Source organism: Kitasatospora sp. NPDC094016 (genome assembly GCF_040304045.1).
Taxonomy (GTDB): domain Bacteria; phylum Actinomycetota; class Actinomycetes; order Streptomycetales; family Streptomycetaceae; genus Kitasatospora.
Window position 1 is genome coordinate 73,139 of sequence record NZ_JBEOUK010000034.1, and the last position, 17,619, is coordinate 90,757.

20 protein-coding genes are annotated in these 17,619 nt (G+C 73.2%); 13 read left to right on the forward strand and 7 right to left on the reverse strand.

All coding sequences use genetic code 11. The features are described from left to right. Positions 1–127 precede the first annotated feature (127 nt). A complete protein-coding gene (locus ABT015_RS27065; RefSeq protein ID WP_350883462.1) occupies positions 128–427 on the forward strand; it encodes a hypothetical protein in 300 nt (99 codons plus the stop codon). A 15-nt stretch (positions 428–442) separates the two neighbouring features. On the opposite strand, the gene ABT015_RS27070 is transcribed toward ABT015_RS27065, so the two are convergent. Further along, complete coding sequence (locus tag ABT015_RS27070) at positions 443–916, reverse strand: hypothetical protein (protein WP_350883464.1); 474 nt, start codon at positions 914–916, stop codon at positions 443–445. A 65-nt stretch (positions 917–981) separates the two neighbouring features. Between ABT015_RS27070 and ABT015_RS27075 the strand changes: the two genes are divergently transcribed. Beyond that, on the forward strand, positions 982–1,356 hold the full coding sequence (locus ABT015_RS27075) for a hypothetical protein (RefSeq protein WP_350883466.1): 375 nt from the start codon (positions 982–984) through the stop codon (positions 1,354–1,356). 209 nt (positions 1,357–1,565) lie between these two features. Here the strand turns inward: ABT015_RS27075 and ABT015_RS27080 are convergent, their stop codons facing one another. The 3 genes from ABT015_RS27080 to ABT015_RS27090 are packed head-to-tail and all read right to left on the reverse strand — an operon-like array spanning position 1,566 to position 2,867. Beyond that, positions 1,566–1,823: a hypothetical protein gene (locus ABT015_RS27080; protein WP_350883468.1), complete on the reverse strand. Its 258-nt coding sequence runs from the start codon at positions 1,821–1,823 to the stop codon at positions 1,566–1,568. A 34-nt stretch (positions 1,824–1,857) separates the two neighbouring features. After that, the gene (locus ABT015_RS27085; protein ID WP_350883470.1) at positions 1,858–2,367 is read right to left on the reverse strand and encodes a hypothetical protein; all 510 of its coding nucleotides are present in this window, start codon (positions 2,365–2,367) and stop codon (positions 1,858–1,860) included. Next, positions 2,364–2,867, reverse strand: a complete 504-nt coding sequence (locus tag ABT015_RS27090) for a hypothetical protein (protein WP_350883472.1) — start codon at positions 2,865–2,867, stop codon at positions 2,364–2,366. The genes ABT015_RS27085 and ABT015_RS27090 overlap by 4 nt, the downstream gene beginning before the upstream one ends. Before the next feature lie 327 nt (positions 2,868–3,194). Here ABT015_RS27090 and ABT015_RS27095 point away from each other — a divergent pair, with 327 nt between their 5' ends. From ABT015_RS27095 to ABT015_RS27120, 6 genes are all read left to right on the forward strand, one after another. Then, the gene (locus ABT015_RS27095; protein WP_350883474.1) at positions 3,195–4,562 is read left to right on the forward strand and encodes a hypothetical protein; all 1,368 of its coding nucleotides are present in this window, start codon (positions 3,195–3,197) and stop codon (positions 4,560–4,562) included. A gap of 193 nt (positions 4,563–4,755) precedes the next feature. Then, positions 4,756–5,229: a DUF6292 family protein gene (locus tag ABT015_RS27100; protein WP_350883476.1), complete on the forward strand. Its 474-nt coding sequence runs from the start codon at positions 4,756–4,758 to the stop codon at positions 5,227–5,229. Positions 5,230–5,743: 514 nt separating this feature from the next. Continuing rightward, positions 5,744–7,009, forward strand: a complete 1,266-nt coding sequence (locus ABT015_RS27105; protein WP_350883478.1) for a replication-relaxation family protein — start codon at positions 5,744–5,746, stop codon at positions 7,007–7,009. A gap of 258 nt (positions 7,010–7,267) precedes the next feature. After that, positions 7,268–7,471, forward strand: coding sequence for a hypothetical protein (locus ABT015_RS27110; RefSeq protein WP_350883480.1), 204 nt, complete (start codon positions 7,268–7,270; stop codon positions 7,469–7,471). Positions 7,472–7,548: 77 nt separating this feature from the next. Further along, on the forward strand, positions 7,549–8,106 hold the full coding sequence (locus ABT015_RS27115; RefSeq protein WP_350883482.1) for a hypothetical protein: 558 nt from the start codon (positions 7,549–7,551) through the stop codon (positions 8,104–8,106). Positions 8,107–8,607: 501 nt separating this feature from the next. Continuing rightward, positions 8,608–9,108 (forward strand): hypothetical protein, encoded by a 501-nt coding sequence (locus tag ABT015_RS27120; RefSeq protein WP_350883484.1) that lies wholly within the window; start codon positions 8,608–8,610, stop codon positions 9,106–9,108. Between the two features lie 138 nt (positions 9,109–9,246). On the opposite strand, the gene ABT015_RS27125 is transcribed toward ABT015_RS27120, so the two are convergent. Then, positions 9,247–9,561, reverse strand: a complete 315-nt coding sequence (locus ABT015_RS27125) for a DUF8825 domain-containing protein (RefSeq protein WP_350883486.1) — start codon at positions 9,559–9,561, stop codon at positions 9,247–9,249. Between the two features lie 419 nt (positions 9,562–9,980). On the opposite strand from ABT015_RS27125, the gene ABT015_RS27130 reads away from it, so the two are divergent. Genes ABT015_RS27130 through ABT015_RS27145 form a run of 4 tightly spaced genes read left to right on the forward strand, consistent with a single transcriptional unit; the run spans position 9,981 to position 11,675 of the window. Beyond that, the gene (locus ABT015_RS27130; protein ID WP_350883488.1) at positions 9,981–10,109 is read left to right on the forward strand and encodes a hypothetical protein; all 129 of its coding nucleotides are present in this window, start codon (positions 9,981–9,983) and stop codon (positions 10,107–10,109) included. Further along, positions 10,109–10,729 (forward strand): RNA polymerase sigma factor, encoded by a 621-nt coding sequence (locus tag ABT015_RS27135; RefSeq protein WP_350883490.1) that lies wholly within the window; start codon positions 10,109–10,111, stop codon positions 10,727–10,729. Before ABT015_RS27130 ends, ABT015_RS27135 begins: the two co-directional genes overlap by 1 nt. Before the next feature lie 4 nt (positions 10,730–10,733). After that, the gene (locus ABT015_RS27140; protein ID WP_350883492.1) at positions 10,734–11,453 is read left to right on the forward strand and encodes a hypothetical protein; all 720 of its coding nucleotides are present in this window, start codon (positions 10,734–10,736) and stop codon (positions 11,451–11,453) included. 60 nt (positions 11,454–11,513) lie between these two features. Further along, complete coding sequence (locus ABT015_RS27145) at positions 11,514–11,675, forward strand: hypothetical protein (protein ID WP_350883494.1); 162 nt, start codon at positions 11,514–11,516, stop codon at positions 11,673–11,675. 97 nt (positions 11,676–11,772) lie between these two features. Here the strand turns inward: ABT015_RS27145 and ABT015_RS27150 are convergent, their stop codons facing one another. Then, positions 11,773–13,152 carry an RNA-binding domain-containing protein gene (locus tag ABT015_RS27150; protein ID WP_350883496.1) on the reverse strand — a complete coding sequence of 460 codons (1,380 nt, stop codon included), beginning with the start codon at positions 13,150–13,152 and terminating at the stop codon, positions 11,773–11,775. A 304-nt stretch (positions 13,153–13,456) separates the two neighbouring features. On the opposite strand from ABT015_RS27150, the gene ABT015_RS27155 reads away from it, so the two are divergent. After that, positions 13,457–14,488, forward strand: a complete 1,032-nt coding sequence (locus tag ABT015_RS27155) for a hypothetical protein (protein ID WP_350883498.1) — start codon at positions 13,457–13,459, stop codon at positions 14,486–14,488. A 160-nt stretch (positions 14,489–14,648) separates the two neighbouring features. On the opposite strand, the gene ABT015_RS27160 is transcribed toward ABT015_RS27155, so the two are convergent. Beyond that, positions 14,649–15,086, reverse strand: coding sequence for a hypothetical protein (locus ABT015_RS27160; RefSeq protein ID WP_350883500.1), 438 nt, complete (start codon positions 15,084–15,086; stop codon positions 14,649–14,651). Between the last annotated feature and the right edge of the window lie 2,533 nt (positions 15,087–17,619).

The window sequence follows — 17,619 nt, forward strand, 5'->3', positions numbered from 1 at the left end:
GCGCCCCGCCGCCTCCCTGACCATCCGCATCCGACAGCCGGCACGCCCGTACGACCCACCGAGGGCCCGTCACCCCAACCGGGGTGACGGGCCCTTCCGCATGCCCTGACGAAGGAGACCGAGAGCGATGCCGACGCTGCACTACACCCCCACCGCCGCCCGGACCCTCGCCCGCCTGGAGACGGGACGCCGCGCGGACCCGCGCCGGCTGCGCCGGGTCCGCCAGGCGCTGGAGCACCTGGCCGCCGACCCGCACCACCCGGGCCTGCACAGCCACCGCTACGCGGTCCTGTCCGGTTACCGCGGCACGGCGTGGACTTCATACGTCGACCAGGGACCGGGTGCGTGGCGGATCCACTGGGCCTGGGGGCCTGGCGCCCAGGCCGGCGGCGTGGTCACCGTGCTGAGGGTGGGCCCGCACCTGTAAGCGGGGCGCTTCCCATCAGGTCCGCGTGGCGCCGGTCGGGTCCAGCACCACGACGGGCCGGCGCGGGCGGTCGTCGTGCTCGCAGACCTGCTCCACCGCGAACTGGCGCTCCATCTGCCGCGACAGCCTCTGCTCGCGGCCGGCGGGTTCGGGCAGCCGGACCAGCAGCTGCCACGCCCATCTGCCCAGTGCCTGCTCGGCCGCCTGAGGGGTGACGCAGGCCTTCCCTCTGGTGGTGTGGGTGTCGATGTCGGTGAGCAGCATGTCGGAGGCGGCCAGCACCCGCGCGGCGTCGCGCAGCGCCTGGGCGGCCTCGCGCACCGTCACCTCGTAGTGCTCCTGCTGCTGGTGGGCCGCGGCCGCCCAGGCCGCCTCCTCCTGGTGGTCCTCGCCACGGGCCGTGGCGGCCGCCTGGCAGTCCTCACGCTCGCACGTCCACCGTGACCACGCCCCGCGGGCCTCGATGCGGTACCCCCTGCTGTACGACACTGCGCTCCCCTCCGCCAGTCTGCGACCACTTAGTGTGACATCTCCGACACGTCTGCTGCTGGCCTGTGGAGCGGCCGCGCGCTGTCGTCGTCTCGACCGCTTCTGAGCTGCGTGGATTCGAACCGCAGCGCACGGACTGCTGGAGCTCGGTCACCCGGGTGCTGCTCACCGACGAACAACGGATCGCGTACCGCCTGCCGCCGACCGAGGGCAAGAAGAATGACCCGCGCTGGCCGGCCTTCGCCGCGAAGTACGGCTTCGACCCAGCCCGCCCAGTGCAATGGGAGGCCGAGGCACTCGACCGGGACGAGCTGCACGCCCTGCTGATGGCGGGCGTCGACCCGTACGTCGACCGGGGGATCCTGGCCGAGGTGCTCGCCGACGAGCAGCGGCAGCGTGCGCAGTTGCAGACCTTCGTGAACGGCTGGCCCCGCCGGTAGAACGGTGGCTTCCGCAGCTGATGCCACGGCCGGACGGCCGTGCGTCGACCCGTCGGGCGGTGCTGGGACAGGGTGTCCCAGCACCTGTCCCAGGTGAGTCTCAGGGTGTCCGGTTTCGACTGTTTCGCTAGGACAGTCCCAGGCGTTTCGCTTGGTGACGGTGCTCTGGGCCGGGCCTGGGACAAGGGTGGGACATCCGGCCTGGCTGGCTACCGCTCCAGGGCGGCGCCGTCGATCGCGGCGAGCAGCAGGGCGTGGACGGCGGCCGCCGCCTCCCGGGTCGCCGGGTCCTCGCTCTTCAGCTGGGGCACGATCAGCTCGGCGGCCGCGGCGAGGACCGGCACCGGCACGGTCGCCTCGCGCAGATGGAGGAGCTGGGAGGCGGCGCGCTCGCCGGGCGTCGCCTGGGCGCGGGCGTCGGGGATCAGAGAGGTGAGGCCCCGGGGCAGGGGCTGGTTGCTGGTCACCCGCCCCATTCTTTCGTGCCCTGGGCCTACGTGATCACCACGGTCGGTCGTCGGGTCCCTCGCCCGGCAGGTGACCGTGGTGGTGGCGGGCGACGGCCTCCAGCAACGCCTGGCGGGCCCGGCGCCAGCGGACGTCCTCGGCGAGGCCGGCGTCGGCGGCCCACTGCGGCAGCGGCCGGTCCTGCGCGGACGCGGTGAGCCGGCGGCCGAGCTCGCCGATCGCGTCCTGCCAGTGGTCGAGCTCCAGCAGCAGGCCGCGCACCAGCTCGTCGACAGCGCCGGCCGGGTCGGTGCCGAAGGAGCGCGCCTCGGCGGCGGCCTCGGCGAGGACGTCCTCGTCCAGGTCGTCGAAGGCGTCCCGCCACGGCTCGGCCCGCCGCTCGAATTCCTCCCAGACGGTGCGTAGGGCGGCGTCGACGGCGGCCGGTGACCACGGGGGCGGGATGCGGGGAGAGCGGACGGTGTCGGCCAGGACCCGGGCGGCGCCGGGCCCGAGCGCCCGACGGGTCCGGCCGGGCCGCGCTCCGTTGCTGCCTGGGTTCACCGGCCGGGTGCGGCGGCGCGGCCCGCGGCGACCGCCTCGTCCATCACCTGGGCGAGGTGCGGTAGCTCCCGTTCGTACCAGGTCAGCGCGGTGCCCGGCATGGCCAGGGCGAGGGCGGTCACGGCGGCCAGGGCGATCCGCTCCCCGCCGGTGAGCTCCGGGAGCGTCTCCAGGTTGGTCGCGCCGAGCAGCACGCCGCCGTCCAGGCGGTAGCGCAGCTCCGCAGCGAGCTCGTTGTCGTTGCCCGGGATGATCTCGCGGGTGCAGGTCTGCTCGATCGCCTCGGCGGTCAGCTCCAGCACCCGCCCGTGGATCTCGACCGGCTGATGGCGGGCCAGCTGCCGCACCCAGATCGCCGCTCGCTCACCGGCCGCGGCGGCCACCTGCAGCCCGGCACGCTCCTCCTCGGTCAGCTCCTCCCCGGACGGCGCGGGCTCGGGCGCAGGCTCGGCGTCGAGCGAGGAGGGGATCGGAAGCCAGGACAGCGGGGAAATCGACATACCGGTGCAACCGCCCGCCGGACCGGACGGTCACGGGTGCAGCAAGGACACCCTCGCTGCACCCGGGCGCGCTGCTGCTCCTCGTGTAGCAAGGGCGGCCTTGCTACACGCCGCTGCTTCTGGCGGCGCAGCAGCGTGCCCGCTGCACCGCCGGGTGCAGCAGCGGAGAAGTTGCGGCCCGGTCCGTAATCCGTGCCCCTTGATGCCCGCCGGGTGACCGCGCTTTACGACTCGCGGGTCGTAAAGGGATCGGTGTGGGAGGGCGCCAAGGTTACGATCCCGACCGTGAGTAACGACCCGGGCCGTAATTCGGCTACCTGCGCTGACGTGCTGTTCGATGTGCTGCCGGAGAAGCCGGCGGCGCCGGTGTGCGTGCGGCCGGGCTGCGGGAAGCCGGTGCCGGTCGCCGAGTCCGGCCGGGGCCGGCCCACTCTCCACTGCTCTCGCTCGTGCAAGTCGAAGATGGCCCGCGCCAAGGCCAAGGCCAAGGCCGCCGCCGAGGCGGTGGGCCGGACGGTCCCGGAGCAGCCGGCGCCGGCGCCGGAGGGCGTCCGGGCCGCGATGCTGGGCCACCTCGCCGCCATGGAGAGCACAACCCGGGCGTTCTTTGCCGCTGTGGACGCCGACCCGGTGGCCGCGTACGAGGCGTTCTACCAGGAGTACCTGCGGCTGGAATCCCGGGTGCGGGCGGCGGCGGCCGACGCGCGCGACGAGGTCCGCTGGCCCGGTCTGACCGGGGACGAGCTGGAGCTGCGCCGGGCCGAGGAAGACCTGATGCGCCCGGACGTCCTGGCCCGCGTCGCCCCGCACGTTCTGGCTTCTGCGGCCCGGGCCGTAAATGCGCCCGCAGCCGGGGTCGCGCCGAAGCCCGGAGAAACGGCCCGGGCCGCAAATGCCGACCCTGCGCCCGGCACCGGCACACCCGGGGCAACGGCCCGGGCCGAAATCCGCCCCGGCGCCGCCGTGCCCGCCCCGGCTGCCACAGCCGAGCAGCGGGCGGAGGCCTTCGAAGCGCTGCGCCGCGCGGCGTGCACGATCCCGACGGTGCGCTTCGGCGAGCCGGATCGCCTCGACGACCTGGACCTGACGGTCGGTGAGGGCTGGCTGCTGGCCTCCTGGGACGACCCACGAGCTACGGACGTCCACCAGCTGCTCTACCGGGGCCGGCCCATCGGCTGGACCGCGCCGTTGCCGGACGGGTCGTGGGGGCAGGCCGGGCACATCGCCGCCGCGTACCGGGACGCCAAGGAGGCCGTGGTCCTGACCGACCACGCCAGCGGGGCCCGCACCCACCGCTCGGTCGGCCAGGCCCTGGATGTCCTGCACCGCGCGCACCTCGACCGGCTGCGCGCCGAGCGCGCGATGCCCGACGTGCCGCACCTGGCCCTCAAGCGCCCGACCGGCTGGAGCCTGCCCTCCACCCGCGGCCTCGGCGACCCCGACCGCGCCGCCCTCGACGACGGCCTGGTCCACCTCACCTGGCCCGACCACCCGGGCGTCCAGGAACTCCAGCACGACGGCCGACCCGTCGGCTGGATCGAGGAGTACGACGTCCAGCGCGGCACCTGGACCGCCCTGATCGACAGCAGCATCGTCGCCAACGCCGCCAGCGGCGAACCCCTTCGCTGCCCCGACGCCGAAGGTGCCCTCGCCCTGCTGCGCCGGGCCTTGGGGGAGCACCTCACCCGCTGGTAGGCCGGCCCCCGCCGTCCTGCGTATCCCCTGGTCCAGGGCGCGTTTCCCCTGGACACGGTCCACAGGCCCGTACTTCGCCGCACCGCGTCGGGCGGCTCAGCGAACGGGGAGTCGCGGCAGTTGCCTGACCGTCACCGGAGCGGTTGTTGGTCATGTAGGGCACCGCCGTGATGAGACCAAAGGAGACCCGCCGATGAACTGTCTGCCGCACGATCCGTACATCGACGCCGTGATCCGGGCAATCCGCGAGGCCGGGTACAACACCGGCCCGGACTGCTCCACCGAGTACGACACCGACGACGGCGCGGTGATGTGGATGGAGGCGTTCGTCGACCTGGGCGAGGACGGCCAGGACGGGCCCGGCCGGGTCGCGCTCGGCTGGAGGCAGACCACCGGCTGGCTCGGCGTCTACTACGACGGGCGCGGCCGGTACGACGAGGAGTCGTCCGGGTTCTTCGCCGACGACTGCGTGCTGCCAGCCCCGGCTGCGGTCGCCGCCGTCGTCCGGCAGTGGTTCAACGGCAGTACCGTGTGGCCGGTGCCGGGCGCCGATGACACCACGCCCTCCGACGGCCCGCTGCCCGCCCTGCTCGCCGAGGCCCTGGAGGCCGGCGACGTCACCGCGGACCTCGCGGTCCGGCTCGCCGTCTACTGGCCGGCCGCCTGACCGCCTCGGAGTGATCCCAGTCACGGACATACCGGGAGGACAAGGCCCTTGACCGGGGCGAATCGGACAGGACAACACGCTGGTCAAGGGGTCGGACAAGGGGTGGGGCCAGACCGCGGACAAGGGGGTGGTGTGCAGTGTCGGCCGCACCTGGGCGCTCGCCCGGGTGCCGGACCGGCCACTGCGCCCGCACCGGCTTCCTGCTGACGGAAGGCCAGTCCGATGACCACCACCTCGCTCGCCGCGCCCGGTCCGGGCGACGGCGACCAGGCCGCCGACCACGACCAGGCCGGCCAGGCGAAGGCCTCGCCCGGCCGGGACAAGGGCCCCTGCGCCGCCTTCGCGGGCACCTCCGCCGGCACCTCCGTGCCCCCACCCACCCGCCGACCGGCCTGTTTCCGCAGGCCAGCAGCCCCGGACAAGGGGCTCACGGCGTGGCGACAACCCTCTTCCTGCCACTGCCGAGGTGCGGTGGAAGGCGGACTCGACGGAACCGGTGCGGCGTGGGGTCTTGGTGTCGCTCGGCCTGTTCCAGCGCGCCACCGCGAGGGAGCTCTGGCATCTGGTCCTGCCGGGACAGCGGAACGACAAGGCCACCCGCGACGCCCTGGTCGACCTGGAGGCCGCCGGCCGGGTGCGCGAGGAGCTGCGTCTGCCGGACAACCGCAAGCTGTGGACCCTGACCGCGGCCGGCCGCCGCGAAGCCGCCCGACTGCTCCCGGCCGGGACGAAGCTGTCCAAGCTGCGCACCGAGCGCGACGGCCGGGCAGCGGCGTTCTCCGAGCACGCCCTGGACGTCGTCGCCACCGCCGGCCTCCTCGCCCGCGCCGGGCTCGGGTACCTGGAGGCGTTCTCCACTGAGGTCGAGCACCCGATCCCGCACCGCCGCTCCCTGTTCACCGACCTCGTGCTGCGCGACCCCGGCTCGGACGTGCCGGTGCTCTTGGTCGAGGTCGACAGAGAGAACGAAGGCGTCGGCACCCTGGTGGAGAAGCTCGCCTCGTACCGGGCCTGGTGCGAGCTCCCGGCGAAGGGCACGGCGAAGGCCGCCTTCGAGGCCTCGCTGCGCCGCCGGGGCGCCCGTACGCACGGCCTGCGGCTATGGCCGACCCTCTACCCGCCGACAGGCCGCGAGGGGCTGCCGCCGGTCGCCCTCGTCCTGGAGGCCGGCCGCAAGCGCGACCGACCCGGCACCAAGAAGCTCACCCCGCAGCAGAAGAAGGAGAAGGCCAAGCGGGACCACGAGCGGCTGCTGAACCGCATGACCGAGGTCGAGACCGCCTCCGAGGACATCTGGCACGCGCCCGCGTACGGCGGCGACGCCGTCCACGCCCGCGACGCCGTCCACGCCCGCGACCACCACCGCGCCCTGCCGGTCGTGGCCACCACCCTGCCGCTGCTGCGCCGCCACGGGGCCGACGCCCCGGTGTGGCACCGGTTCGGTCGCCGCGGCTGGCACACCCTCACCGACGCGCTCGACAACCCGGACGGCGACGAGCTGCTGGCCGTCGAGCGGGCGGAGGCGGACCGGGCCCGCCGGGCGCGGGAGGCGGCGGAGCGGGAGAGGCGCCGTCCGGCCTGTCGCCGCTGCTCGGCGCCGTTCTCGGACGAGCGGTGGGAGGAGAAGGAACGGGGCTGGAACGACGACGGGCTGTGCGCCGGCTGCCGCCAGGCCGACGCGGACCGGAAGGCGCGGGAGGCCGCCGAGCGCGAGCGGGCCGCCGCCGAAGCCGCGGCCGCCGAGACGAAGCGCACCAGCTCCTGGTGGCACCGGTCCTGACCCGGCCTCACCCCGAGCACAGGCCGCTGACCTGCGGTGGGGAGTTTCGGCACCCCCGCTGACCTGCACTGGGGAGTTTCGCCCCGGGGCCGGTGGGTTTCGCCTCGGGCCGCTGGGGAGTTTCGCCTCGGCCCCGGTGAGTTTCGGGTGTCGCCGCAGGTCAGCGGCCGGTTAGAACGGACTGCGGTACGCCGTCCGGGTGGGGGCGGGGTTCGGCTCGGTGGCGTGGTGGGCAGAGCCTGCGACATGACGACTCCCATGAGCAGGCGCCAGCGCCGTCCGGCCGCGCCCGCCCTGCTCGCCCCCGCCGCCCCGGTCCGCACGGTGAGGCTGCCGACCCCGGCCCGGTCGGGCGAGGCTGGGTGCTGCCGGACCTGGTCGAGCGAGCACCTGACCCAGGGCGGGATGGTCGTCAGGACGACCTGGCACGAGCACGCCTGCCCGGCCTGGGCAAGGCGATGACCACCAGGGCGGCCACGGGGACGGGGGTTTCGCCGGAACTGCCCGCCGGACGCGGTGGAAACGGGATACTCGGGCCTGTGACGACGAAGAGCCCGGCGGGCCTGGAACTGCCTCGGATCCTGCCCGGCAACCCGGCCTGGATCCAGCACGCCGCCTACCTCTCGGAGGTCCTCGACCTGACCGCGGCCGCGGCCCGCGTCCGCCCGGGCGAGTACCCTCTCCCGGCCCTGGCACTGGAGACGGCGGGGGAAGCCATCGGGGAGATCGCCGCCGACCTTGCCGCCGCCGCGGTGGACGCCGCGCCCCAGGCCGTTCTCTACGTCCTCCCCGCCTGGGCCTTGAAGGTCCTGCAGGATGTCCTGGCCGCGCTGCGCGCCGCGGCCGCCGACGGGGAGGAGGCGTGCGTGCTGCGGTCGACGCTGGTGCTGCTGGGGGAGAGCCTGGACTACCCGAGGGGCCGGACGCCTGCCGAGATGGCGGCGGATCTGGAGCCGGTGGTCGCGGTCCTGGCCCTCGACGGTCCGGCGGTGCGGGCGGCGGCCACCGAGCTGGCCCTGAACCGGTGGCAGGCCGGCACCGAGACGGCGCTCACCGAGGTCTACGCGCAGTGGGTCCGCCTCGGGGTGCCGCTGTAGGACCGAAGCGATGCAAGGCACCGCGCCGCTGCGCAGGGCGGTTGCCGACCCGCTCACCCGCTTCGCTGCTGCCCTCACACCCACGGTCCCGGCCCCCGACCTCACCCCGGGCCAGGCCACCGGCTGGACCGCGCCCGCCGACCGCGCCCTGGGCGAGGCACGCCGCGACTACGCGCTCGGCGACGGCCTGGTCCACTCCGGCGCGCTGCGCCGCGAGCTGCCGGTGGCGGCCGTCGCCGTGGTCGAGCAGGCGATGACCGGCGCGTCCTACCAGTGGCGCCGACCACCCGCACGGTGTTCACGGGAACGGAAGTCGCCGGTGGGTGCGGCGCGGGATAGTGCGGGGGTGACTGCGACTCCCACCCGTCTGGACCTGCCCGCACGCCGCCGCCGCCACGCCCGGCTGATCGCCGCCCTGACCACCACGATCGGCGCTTGCGCCTCGGCGGCGCAGGCGCTGTACCAGCCCGTCGCCGACGCCCGCCGGGGCAGGAGGCGGTCGTGGTGGACCCTCTGCCGGTCGTCTACCTCGGCCACACGGTGGCCCCGCTGCTGGACGCGGCCCGGGCCGAGGACGACGCCCGGTGGCCGGCCGCCGCCGCCCGGGAGCGGGAGCAGGCCCGGCGGACGAGCGCCGCGCGGGTGGCGCTGGCGCGGGCCCAGGAGATCGTGGAGGAGCTCGGACTGTCCTGGCCCGTGCCGCTGCCGACCGTGGAACAGGGCGCGGCCATCGACCTGGCCGGTGCCGGTGACCAGGTCGCCGAGCTGTGGCGCGCCGACCCCGCGCAGGCCGCTGCCCTGGTGCGCGAGTTGGCGGCGGGCGGGGAGTTCACCGCGGCCGAGGTTCTGGACGCGGCGGTAGACGCGGCCACTGGTGCCGGGGTGCTGGCGCTGGCCGACGCGGGCACGGCGTCCGACCCGAGCATGATGGCCGAGCAGTGCCTGGAAGCCGTCCCGTACCTGGTGCTCGCGGTGGCTCTGGCATCCGCCGACCTCGACTGAACGGCGAAGTCGAGACGCCGGAAGGCCGCCACCCGCAGGTGGCGGCCTTCCGTGCCTTCTCGGGGCCCCGGCAGCGTACCGCCGGCCTCGGACACTGCCTGGAACAGGAGCGGGCGGCCGTGCGGCCCGAACCCCCAACTACGCCGCCGCTTCCTCGACCGGCTCGTCGATGTGCTGGAGCTGGCTACGGGCCTCGACCCGGTCCTCGACCGGCAGGCCCGCCCAGTACTCGTCGGCCCACACCGCGTGGGAGGCCTGCCGCTCGGCCTCCTCCAGCCTCGCCGATTCGGCCAGCTGCTCCTCGGCGAGCCCTTCCCGGGCCGCCTCCAGGTCACCGTTCCAGGACCCGAGCGCGGCCAGGTAGGTGTGCCGCTCGGCCTGTACGGAGGCCAGCGCCCGCTGCGCCTCGATCAGGTGGCCCGGGTACTCGAAGGTCTTCTGCTGCTTTCCCACCGCGCAATCGTACGTGCGACCCAATCACCGTCCGGCTGGGCCTCGCCGTCGGCCTGGCCTGCGTGCCCCGACCGGTGCGGCCTTCAGGGCCTCGCGGATGACGACCGATCGCCGTCGGCGGGGCCGCCAGCGCCTGGAGCGCGCTGTTCGAAATGGGCGGAGTGTGCCGCCACTATTTGAAGGCTCCGAGTGGTCGGCTGGGCGCGTTCGCTCCGGGAACCGGCGTGATCGGGCGGATTTGACGACCAGTCGGCTTCTAAACCTCGGAATGTAACCCTCCGAAACTCTTTACCTTCGGAGTGTGAACAATCGGCTGTTCGAGCGACATGATGCCCCCATCGACACGCTCCGGCCACCACGCACAACGGAGCGTCACCTCGGGCCTCCCTGCCCCTTATCCGTGAGGAACCCCCGACCCCATGCACACCCCCGCCCCCGTCCCCACGACCCCCGCCGGCAGGCCCTGCCGCCTCGCCGCCGGCCCCGTCCTCAAAGCCGACCGCACCCCGCGCCCGCGCGCCAGCGTCCCGCCGGCCGGGGAGGCGTGATGAGCGAGCCGTCCTTCACCGACACCCCCGGCACCACCCCGCGCCCGTACACCGATCTGCCCATAGCGTTCCGCGCCTTCCAGGAACTCCACGCCCAGCCCTACTTCGACTTCGCCCTCACCGTCCTCGGCAACCAGACCCTCGCCCAGCACATCGTCGACGAGGCCTTCCTCGCCCTCCTCGACCGCTGGGACCGCGTGCTGACCGAACCCAACCCGAACGCCTACGCCTGGGCCGCGCTGCGCTGCGCCGTCGAGGCCCAGCAGGCCCGCGCCGCGGAACACCGCCTGCTGATTGAGCGGCTGGTGTTCTCCGCCGTGGTACGCCGGGAAGCGGAGCCGCTGATCGCCGACATCGACGCCGACGCCCTGGCCAACCGCACCGACGAGGAAGTGGGCGTCTCGGTGGCGGCCGCCGTCCTGGAACTCTCGGGCGCGAAGTTCGACGTCATCGTCCTGCGCTACCTCAACAAGTACGACATCAAGAAGACCGCCGCGGCGATGGGCATCGACGAGACCACGGTCCGCTCGCTCACCTCCCAGGCCAAAGCCAAGATCGAAGCCCGCCTCGCGCCGCGCCGCCTGCTGCGCCCCGGCCCCGCCAAGCACGACCAGGAGTGACCCGGTGATCCACGACATCGACCGCCTGCTGGAAGGCGCCGGTTCTGACCCCGCCGCCCGGCCCCGCTACGACCTGGAAGCCGGCCGCCGCTACATCACCGAGCGGCACGCCGCCCGCCGAGCGGCGCCGTCCCCCACCCCGCCGCCGCGCGTGCCCGTCCCCGCCGCGGTCGCCCTGCCGCTGCTCCCGACGGGGATGCTGATCGACGATGCGGCCCGCGACCTGAAGGCCCTGTCCACTGGCGTCATCAACGAGCCGGAGGCGGGCGCGTGGGTGAACGGCCTGGTCGCGCGCTGGGAGCCGCACGGCGGCCTGGTCTTCGGCTGTCTCTTCGACCTCACCGGCCGGCCCTACCACGCCCAGTGGTGGTGGCAGTTCGCCGCCGGAGCCGGAGAGTCCCTGGCCGCCTACTGCCTCTACCTCCACCACGTGCGCGCCGGCGAGCTGCGCGACGCCGAGCACTGGTTCCACCAGGCCGCCCGCCTCGGTGAGGGCGCCGCCCCGGAGCCGCTGCGGCCCGCCACGCCGGACGTGGCTGGCTACCCGCACCTGGCCCTGCTCCTCGCGCCCCCGATCCCCGGCACCACCGGCCTGCCGAGCCCGGACCCCGCTCTGCGCGAGGCCCTCGACGGCCTGCCCGCCGCGGTCGACGAGATGTGCGGCCCCTTTACCCTGCCCACCGGCGACATCGCCCACCAGCTCCAGGAACTCGCCGCCCACTGACCCCGCAGTCGGGCCCGCCGCCGCGCGGGCCCGGCCCCGCACCGAACCCGGGAGACCCTGATGCCCACCCGCGACCCCGCGACCCTCGCCCTGGCCACCTCCGCCGCCGGCTACCTGCTGACCCTCGCCACCCTCGCCATCACCGCGATCACGGCCCCCACCCCCGCCCGTCGCCGCGAAGCCCGCACCATCCTCGCCCTCCTCCTCAACCGCAAGCCCTGACCGACGCCGAAGCCCCAGGGCGGTGCTGACCGCCGGACACCGCGAAGGCGTCGGCCACCACCTGGTGGCCGACGCCTTCGGTTCGGTCAGCCCAGGGCTACTCCGCTGCGCTGATGAGGGGATGCTGGGCTGCCCACCGGGCCACGGCACCGCGGTTGCGGGAGGTGAACAGGCCGGTGTTGAGGTGTCCTTTGCGGGTGATCACCTGGTTGTCCGGCAGACCGTAGGCGTGGAGCAGCTCGTCCGCCAGAGCGGCGGTCGCCTGCGGCAGGCTGACGCTGTGGTCGGCGACGTCGTCCAGGAGCACGGTGGCTTCGGAGTAGGCGAAGCCGCAAGGCTGCGTGCTTGTCGGCATCCGCTGGCTTGTCGCGGGGTGGAGGAAGTCGACGGTCAGGGGCAGTGGACGAGGGCGGCGCGGGTCGACGTTCAGCCTTCGACACGGGTGACTGGCCATGTCGTCCACCAGTGTGGCTTTGACCTGGGCTGTCCCGCCGGCGGCGGCCCGGTCCCGCGCGTGGCCGGCGAGGAACGGCAGCGCGCACAGCAGCTGGTAGACGACGTCGCCCGGTTCGACGTACTGCAGCCAGTTCGGTTCGTCGCCGTTCGGCACCGAGAGGTGTTGGTGGAGCGGGAGCGCGATCGCTGCGCTGCCGTCCCGGTGGAGCTCCGCCCGGGCAGCGCCTCTGGTCTCCTGGACGATCAGCCGTCGGGCTCCGACGGCGACGTCCCCGAAGAGCCGGTGGCCCTGTCCGAGGTAGAACTCCGTGCCGAGGAGCTCGTCCTTGTACTGGGCGAAGCGGGCGGAGTCGACCGTCATCTCCCCCGCGATCTCGGGGACCAGGGTCACGATCAGATGGGGCTCGTTGCGGTCGGCGAGCGCGCCGACGAGATCCTCTTCGACATCCGTCATACGCCGGTCCCGTTCCGCGGCCGCCGAGAAGCGGGCGCGGTAGGAGGTGGCGACGGCGGTTTCGGTGAGCCACTCGGTCCCGCTGCCGCCGCGGCGCGGGTAGCGCAGGACGTTGCTGGACGGCCTAGTCGGCGGCGCGGTCACGGCGTGCGGACCCATAGGACTGCGGGGTACCGCGAGGAGGAGGAACCCGCTGCTCGGGCTGTCCGGATTGGGCACGGCGATGGGATCGTAGGGGACAGGCGGTGTGGTGTTGGAGGCGATGACCTGGCGGATGTGCCGGAGGTGGTGGTCGTCCAGGTCGACATCCATGACCTTGTTGGGGACGCCCTTGGCCTCGGCCATGCCGAGGATCAGGAGCCCGCCGGTGTGGTTGGCGAACGCCGCCATGTCCTTGGCCAGCTCCTCTTTTCCCCTCTCGTCAGTGGCGTAGTGGGCCTGCTTGTAGTCCAGGTCCTCCCTCTCCGCCGCATCCGCGTTGCCCACCAGCCCGGCTATGTCTTGGTACCGGAGGACATCGAGCCGGCCGCCGAGCAGGTCTTCCAGCCTTCGAGAGCGCATCACCATGCGGGGGACCCTACCGCCCCTTCAGGACGGCCTCGGAGGCCGGCTTCCGCTCGTTGCCGGAGCGTGCGTAGCCGATTCACGGCGCAGCGGCTGGGACTGCCGGACGACAACGCCCACTGGCTGACCTGGCGGTCCAGGTGGCCGTCAGCCAGCTCCGGTCAGCGGCCGGACAACAGTCAGCCCCGCTCCAACTCCTCACCGGCCGGACGGTCGAGACCACCTGGCCGGACCGTCTTCAGCCTGGGTGCCCGGTTTGTCAGTGGGGGCCGATAGCCTCAGGCAGGGGGTAGAGGGAGGAGTCGCCGTGGGTGCGATCAAGTGGAACAAGAGCGCCATTGACCGGTCGATGCGGGAGTTCCAGCGGGAGATCAACCGGCATGCGATCAAGGTGGCGATCGGCGCCGACCTGAACGGCACTGCCGGGGGCCTCGAAGAGGACCCGATCCTCTCGAAGGCCCTGCTGTGGCTGGACGAGCGAGCGGTGCAGGAGCCGTCGTCCTACCAGGACTTCGCCGTCTTCGCCGAGAGCGAAGGCATCCCCGTGGGCGAGGCGGAGAGCATCGCTCTGCAACTGGAGCAGTACGGCTTCGCACGTCGCGCCCCCTCGATGGTGCGCGTCGCCACGGCCATCCTGACGGACGAGGGGCGGGTCGAGGTGGGCCGGCTCAAGAAGCTCGCCGGTGACCGTGTCGCCCGCGCCAACTACGCCTCCAACGCCGTCCTGCGGTGGCTGTACGACCAGGACGCCCCGGTGGAGGCCGACGAGTTCGCCGCCGACCGGACCGCGTTCTTCGCGGGCGCCGCTCTCAGGGCCAACGAGATCACGGGTGCCGTCACCGAGCTCGTCGACCACGGCCTCGTAGAGCGTGAGGCCGACCAGGCCGGCACCGATCTGGACCGGCTGCGCATCACCGCGGCCGGCACCGCCTGCATCCGCAGCGGCCACACTGTGAGGAGCCACAAGGACAGCCAGAACACCACCTCCACCACGAACAACTACCACGGCAGCACAGTCGTGCACGGCGAGGTCAACGGCGGCGTCGTCTCCACCGGAGACCACAACACGATCAACGCGGGCAACGGCATCGATGCCCAGACGCTCGCCGGCCTCGTGCAGGGACTGCGGGACGTCGCCCCGCAGCTCGGCCTCGACCCGGTCGACGCCGATGACTACGCGGCCGATGTCGAAGCCCTCGAACGCGACGGTCGGAACCCCGAGCAGGGCGCCCGTATCTGGCGCAGGATCATGCGCCTCGCCGGTCCGGCGCTCACCACGACCGTCGCCACCGGCGTCGGCCAGCAACTGGTCGAACTCGGTACCGGTCTCTACAACTGACCACCAGGCACCCGGGGCGCAGCCCTTGGGCTGCGCGGCACCGAGCAGCAGGACCGGTCCGCCCGGCCAACCTACGCGCCGGTCCTGTCAAGCCACAAGGCGCCGGTCACCACCAGGTGGCCGGCGCCTTGTGTTGTGTCTGCCGGAGCAGGAGTTTGGTTCAGAGGGTCCTGAGCGCCTCTTCCGTGGTGGCGGCTTGGACGAAGGCGTCGATGTCGACATCGAGGGGGAGAGCGTCGGGGTCGCCACCGCCCCAGCGGATGTTGGAGGAGAGCCAGCCGCCGGTGAAGACGGTCGGGATGCCGTACCGGTTGAGGGCCGTGTAGGCGATCACGCCGTAGGAGACGGAGGCCGTCTCCTTCTGCTCCGAGAGCAGCCACCGCAGCGACCACGCGAGGTGGATCGAGGCGTCAGGCGCCATGTTCCGCGCGCGCGTGAAGTCAGGCCGCTCTGTTGCCCAGCGCTCGCGTACCTCGGTGGTCAGGTCGTCGGTCAGGGACTGGATCGCCGAGTCCTCGATCAGGTCGCGGAAGGTGGACAACGGGATCTCGGCGGTCTGCTGGTCGAACATGGAGTGCGCGAAGTCGCGGCCGATCACGCCTGGTCTCCGATCTCGTAGAGGGTCCGGCCGGGCAGCTTGGTCAGGACCAGTGGAAGCTGTTGCGGTTCCTGATCAGCGCCCGGGTGATGCGGAGTGGTACCGCACGGACACGCTACGTGGCTACGGGGCCCGTCCGCACGTAAACGAGCAGATTCGTCGGGTGTGACCTGCTGGCTCAATGTGCCGTGGATTGGCCTCTTCTGCCATGTTGTCTGGACCTTTGGTTGGACCTGTTGGGAGTGGTGGCTGGGTTGGTGTGGGGTGGGGTTTGGTGACTGTGTGTGGTGGCGGAGTGGGGTCGGGGGTCGGGTGGGGCTGCTCGGGGGGCCGGTGGGGCGTTGTGGGCTGTTTTCGGGGGTGAATTCCGCTGTTAATTCCGCTGGTAATTCCGCCCGGTTGTTTTGGCGGATTGGCCGCCGGGTGGTGGTGTGGATTCGGGTTGGAATTGCGGTGGTGTGGTGGTGGCGGGGGTTGGTGTTCGGTTTGGTGGGGGTCGGGCTGCGTGCTTCTCGGTGGCCGCCGTCCGGGCCGCCGGCTCGCCGGGGAGGCGGGGAGCCGCCGGCCGGGGTGGCTCCCCGCCTGCCCGGCGCCCGCCTGCCCGCCCGCTGCTGGGCCCGGCCGTCGTCCTGGTCGGCCGCCAGACCGTCCTGCTGCGCCCGGCTCGGCCGCGCCGTCCCGCTGCGCCCGGCTCGGTCCGGGTGCTGCTGGGCACCGCCGTTCCGGCTGGACGGCTGGGTGGCCGTCAGGCCGCCGTGGGGGCCGTGCTGGTGGCTGGTCCGGGAGACCGTCCCGGCGCCGTCCGGGGCCGTGTGGGTGCTGTCGCGCCCCTTGTCGTGTTGCCTGTCGTGTTGGGGTGGTGTCGTGTGGTGTGACGTGGGCGGATGCCCGGTTTCCCCTGTGTGTGGTCTGGGCGCGACAGGTGGGTGCGACAGGGGTGCGGGGCGGGGCCGCGGTTGCTGCTCGGTGGTGGCCGTCGGGAAGGCCGGCCTTGTCGACGGCCTGGTGCTGGTGGTGGTGCTCGGTGGCCGGTGGTGGTGCCCGGCGGCTTGGTGGTGGGTGCAACGCGGGGGTGCAACGCGGTGTTGCGCTGGGGTGCGACACGGGGCCGTGTTGCGGGTCTGACCAGGCGTTATGTGGCTGGGAGCGGGGCGGGTGGGCGTGTTGCGGTGCCGTGTTGCACCCCGCTGCCTGTTCCGCCGGCCTCGGCGGGTTCCCCTGCTCGCCCGCGCCCCCCGGCCCGGTGCCGCGCCCCGCCCCGCCGCTGCGGCCTGGTTGCCGTCCTGGTCGGCCGCCAGGCCGTCCCGCTGCGCGCCCGGCTTGGCCCACCGTCCAAGCCCGTGCCCTGGAGGCCCTGGAGGCCCTGGTGGCCGGTCCTGGCCGCCGTCCCGGCTGCCCCGGCCCCCTGGGCTGTCCGGCCGTCTCCGGGCCCGTCCTGCCCGCCGTCCAGGCCGTCGCCTTGCTGCGCCCGGGCAGCGGTCCGGGGCCCTCGGTGTTCGGTTTGGTGGTGTTGCTCCGGGAATTGCCCGGTTGGCGGTGCGAGCTGTTTTCCGGGCGGTCTGGATTGGCGGTCGCGGTGTCGGCGGCGAGGGCCGTAGGCCCCTTTCCGGCGTGCCTGAATTAGATTTCTTCAAGCTGCGCCGCGAGGGGCTTTCGGATTGCCACTTAAAAGAGGGCGGAAAAGAATTCTCATTCCCGCCGGGAGGGCGTCCGGATAGTGCCGGGATGGACGGTTGCCGCGAGGTTGTCTGTTCACGTCTCGGGCCCGCTCGAGAGCCGGTAGGACAGGGCTGTACGGCAGCCATTAAAAGCCCCAGAAAACTCCGTCGGATACGCTCCGGATACCCGGTCTGGATTCTCGGTTGAGGTGCCGTCAGGGGCCGCCGCGCGGGGTGCTGGTGAGGGTCCGCCACGGGGTCGGGAAGGACCGAGCCGGACGGGCGGGCCCGGGGATGGCACCCGAGGGCCGCAGGCCCCGCCCCGAGGGCGGCGGACGGGCCGACAGCTCAGCAACCAGGCGGCCGGACCGGCCATCGGCCGGGCCCGGGGGAGCGGCCCGGGGGTGGGGTTGTGACTAGTACCCGAAGTTCGCGACACATCGTCAACGCCCGGTGCCGCAGGCCCGGGCCGGTACCCCCCTCCCGATCGGGGGAAGGGGCCGCTACCCGAATTTCGCGTCACATCGTCAACGCGAACGCCGGGCGCAGCCCGGGAAACCCTGCCAGCCAATCGGCCCGTAGGGCCGCTGAAAGGGCCAGCCCCGGAAAGCCGGAAGGCCGACCGGTTGACGGGCCGTAGGCCCGGGATAATGCCTCGGGATTGGCGGAGCGCAGCGACGTCAGGCGCCCACTCTCAACCACCCGTACGTGTCCGCGAATTCGCCATCGGCGAATTCCTCCAGCCACCCGCCACCCCGCCGAGGCGCAGTCGAGGCCACGCCACGCACGGTGACGCCGTAGGCGGCACCCCCCGGCTGACGCCGCGTCAGCGGCGCCCCGGCCGCCAGGCCGGGGGTAAGGCCCTTTAGGGCCTT

Coding starts and splice junctions, on each gene's coding strand:
- ABT015_RS27145 (WP_350883494.1), top strand. CDS start 11,514: ATGCCCACCCGCGACCCCGCGACCCTCGCCCTGGCCACCTCCGCCGCC.
- ABT015_RS27065 (WP_350883462.1), top strand. CDS start 128: ATGCCGACGCTGCACTACACCCCCACCGCCGCCCGGACCCTCGCCCGC.
- ABT015_RS27100 (WP_350883476.1), top strand. CDS start 4,756: ATGAACTGTCTGCCGCACGATCCGTACATCGACGCCGTGATCCGGGCA.
- ABT015_RS27150 (WP_350883496.1), bottom strand. CDS start 13,152: ATGGTGATGCGCTCTCGAAGGCTGGAAGACCTGCTCGGCGGCCGGCTC.
- ABT015_RS27090 (WP_350883472.1), bottom strand. CDS start 2,867: ATGTCGATTTCCCCGCTGTCCTGGCTTCCGATCCCCTCCTCGCTCGAC.
- ABT015_RS27130 (WP_350883488.1), top strand. CDS start 9,981: ATGCACACCCCCGCCCCCGTCCCCACGACCCCCGCCGGCAGGCCCTGC.
- ABT015_RS27110 (WP_350883480.1), top strand. CDS start 7,268: ATGAGCAGGCGCCAGCGCCGTCCGGCCGCGCCCGCCCTGCTCGCCCCC.
- ABT015_RS27135 (WP_350883490.1), top strand. CDS start 10,109: ATGAGCGAGCCGTCCTTCACCGACACCCCCGGCACCACCCCGCGCCCG.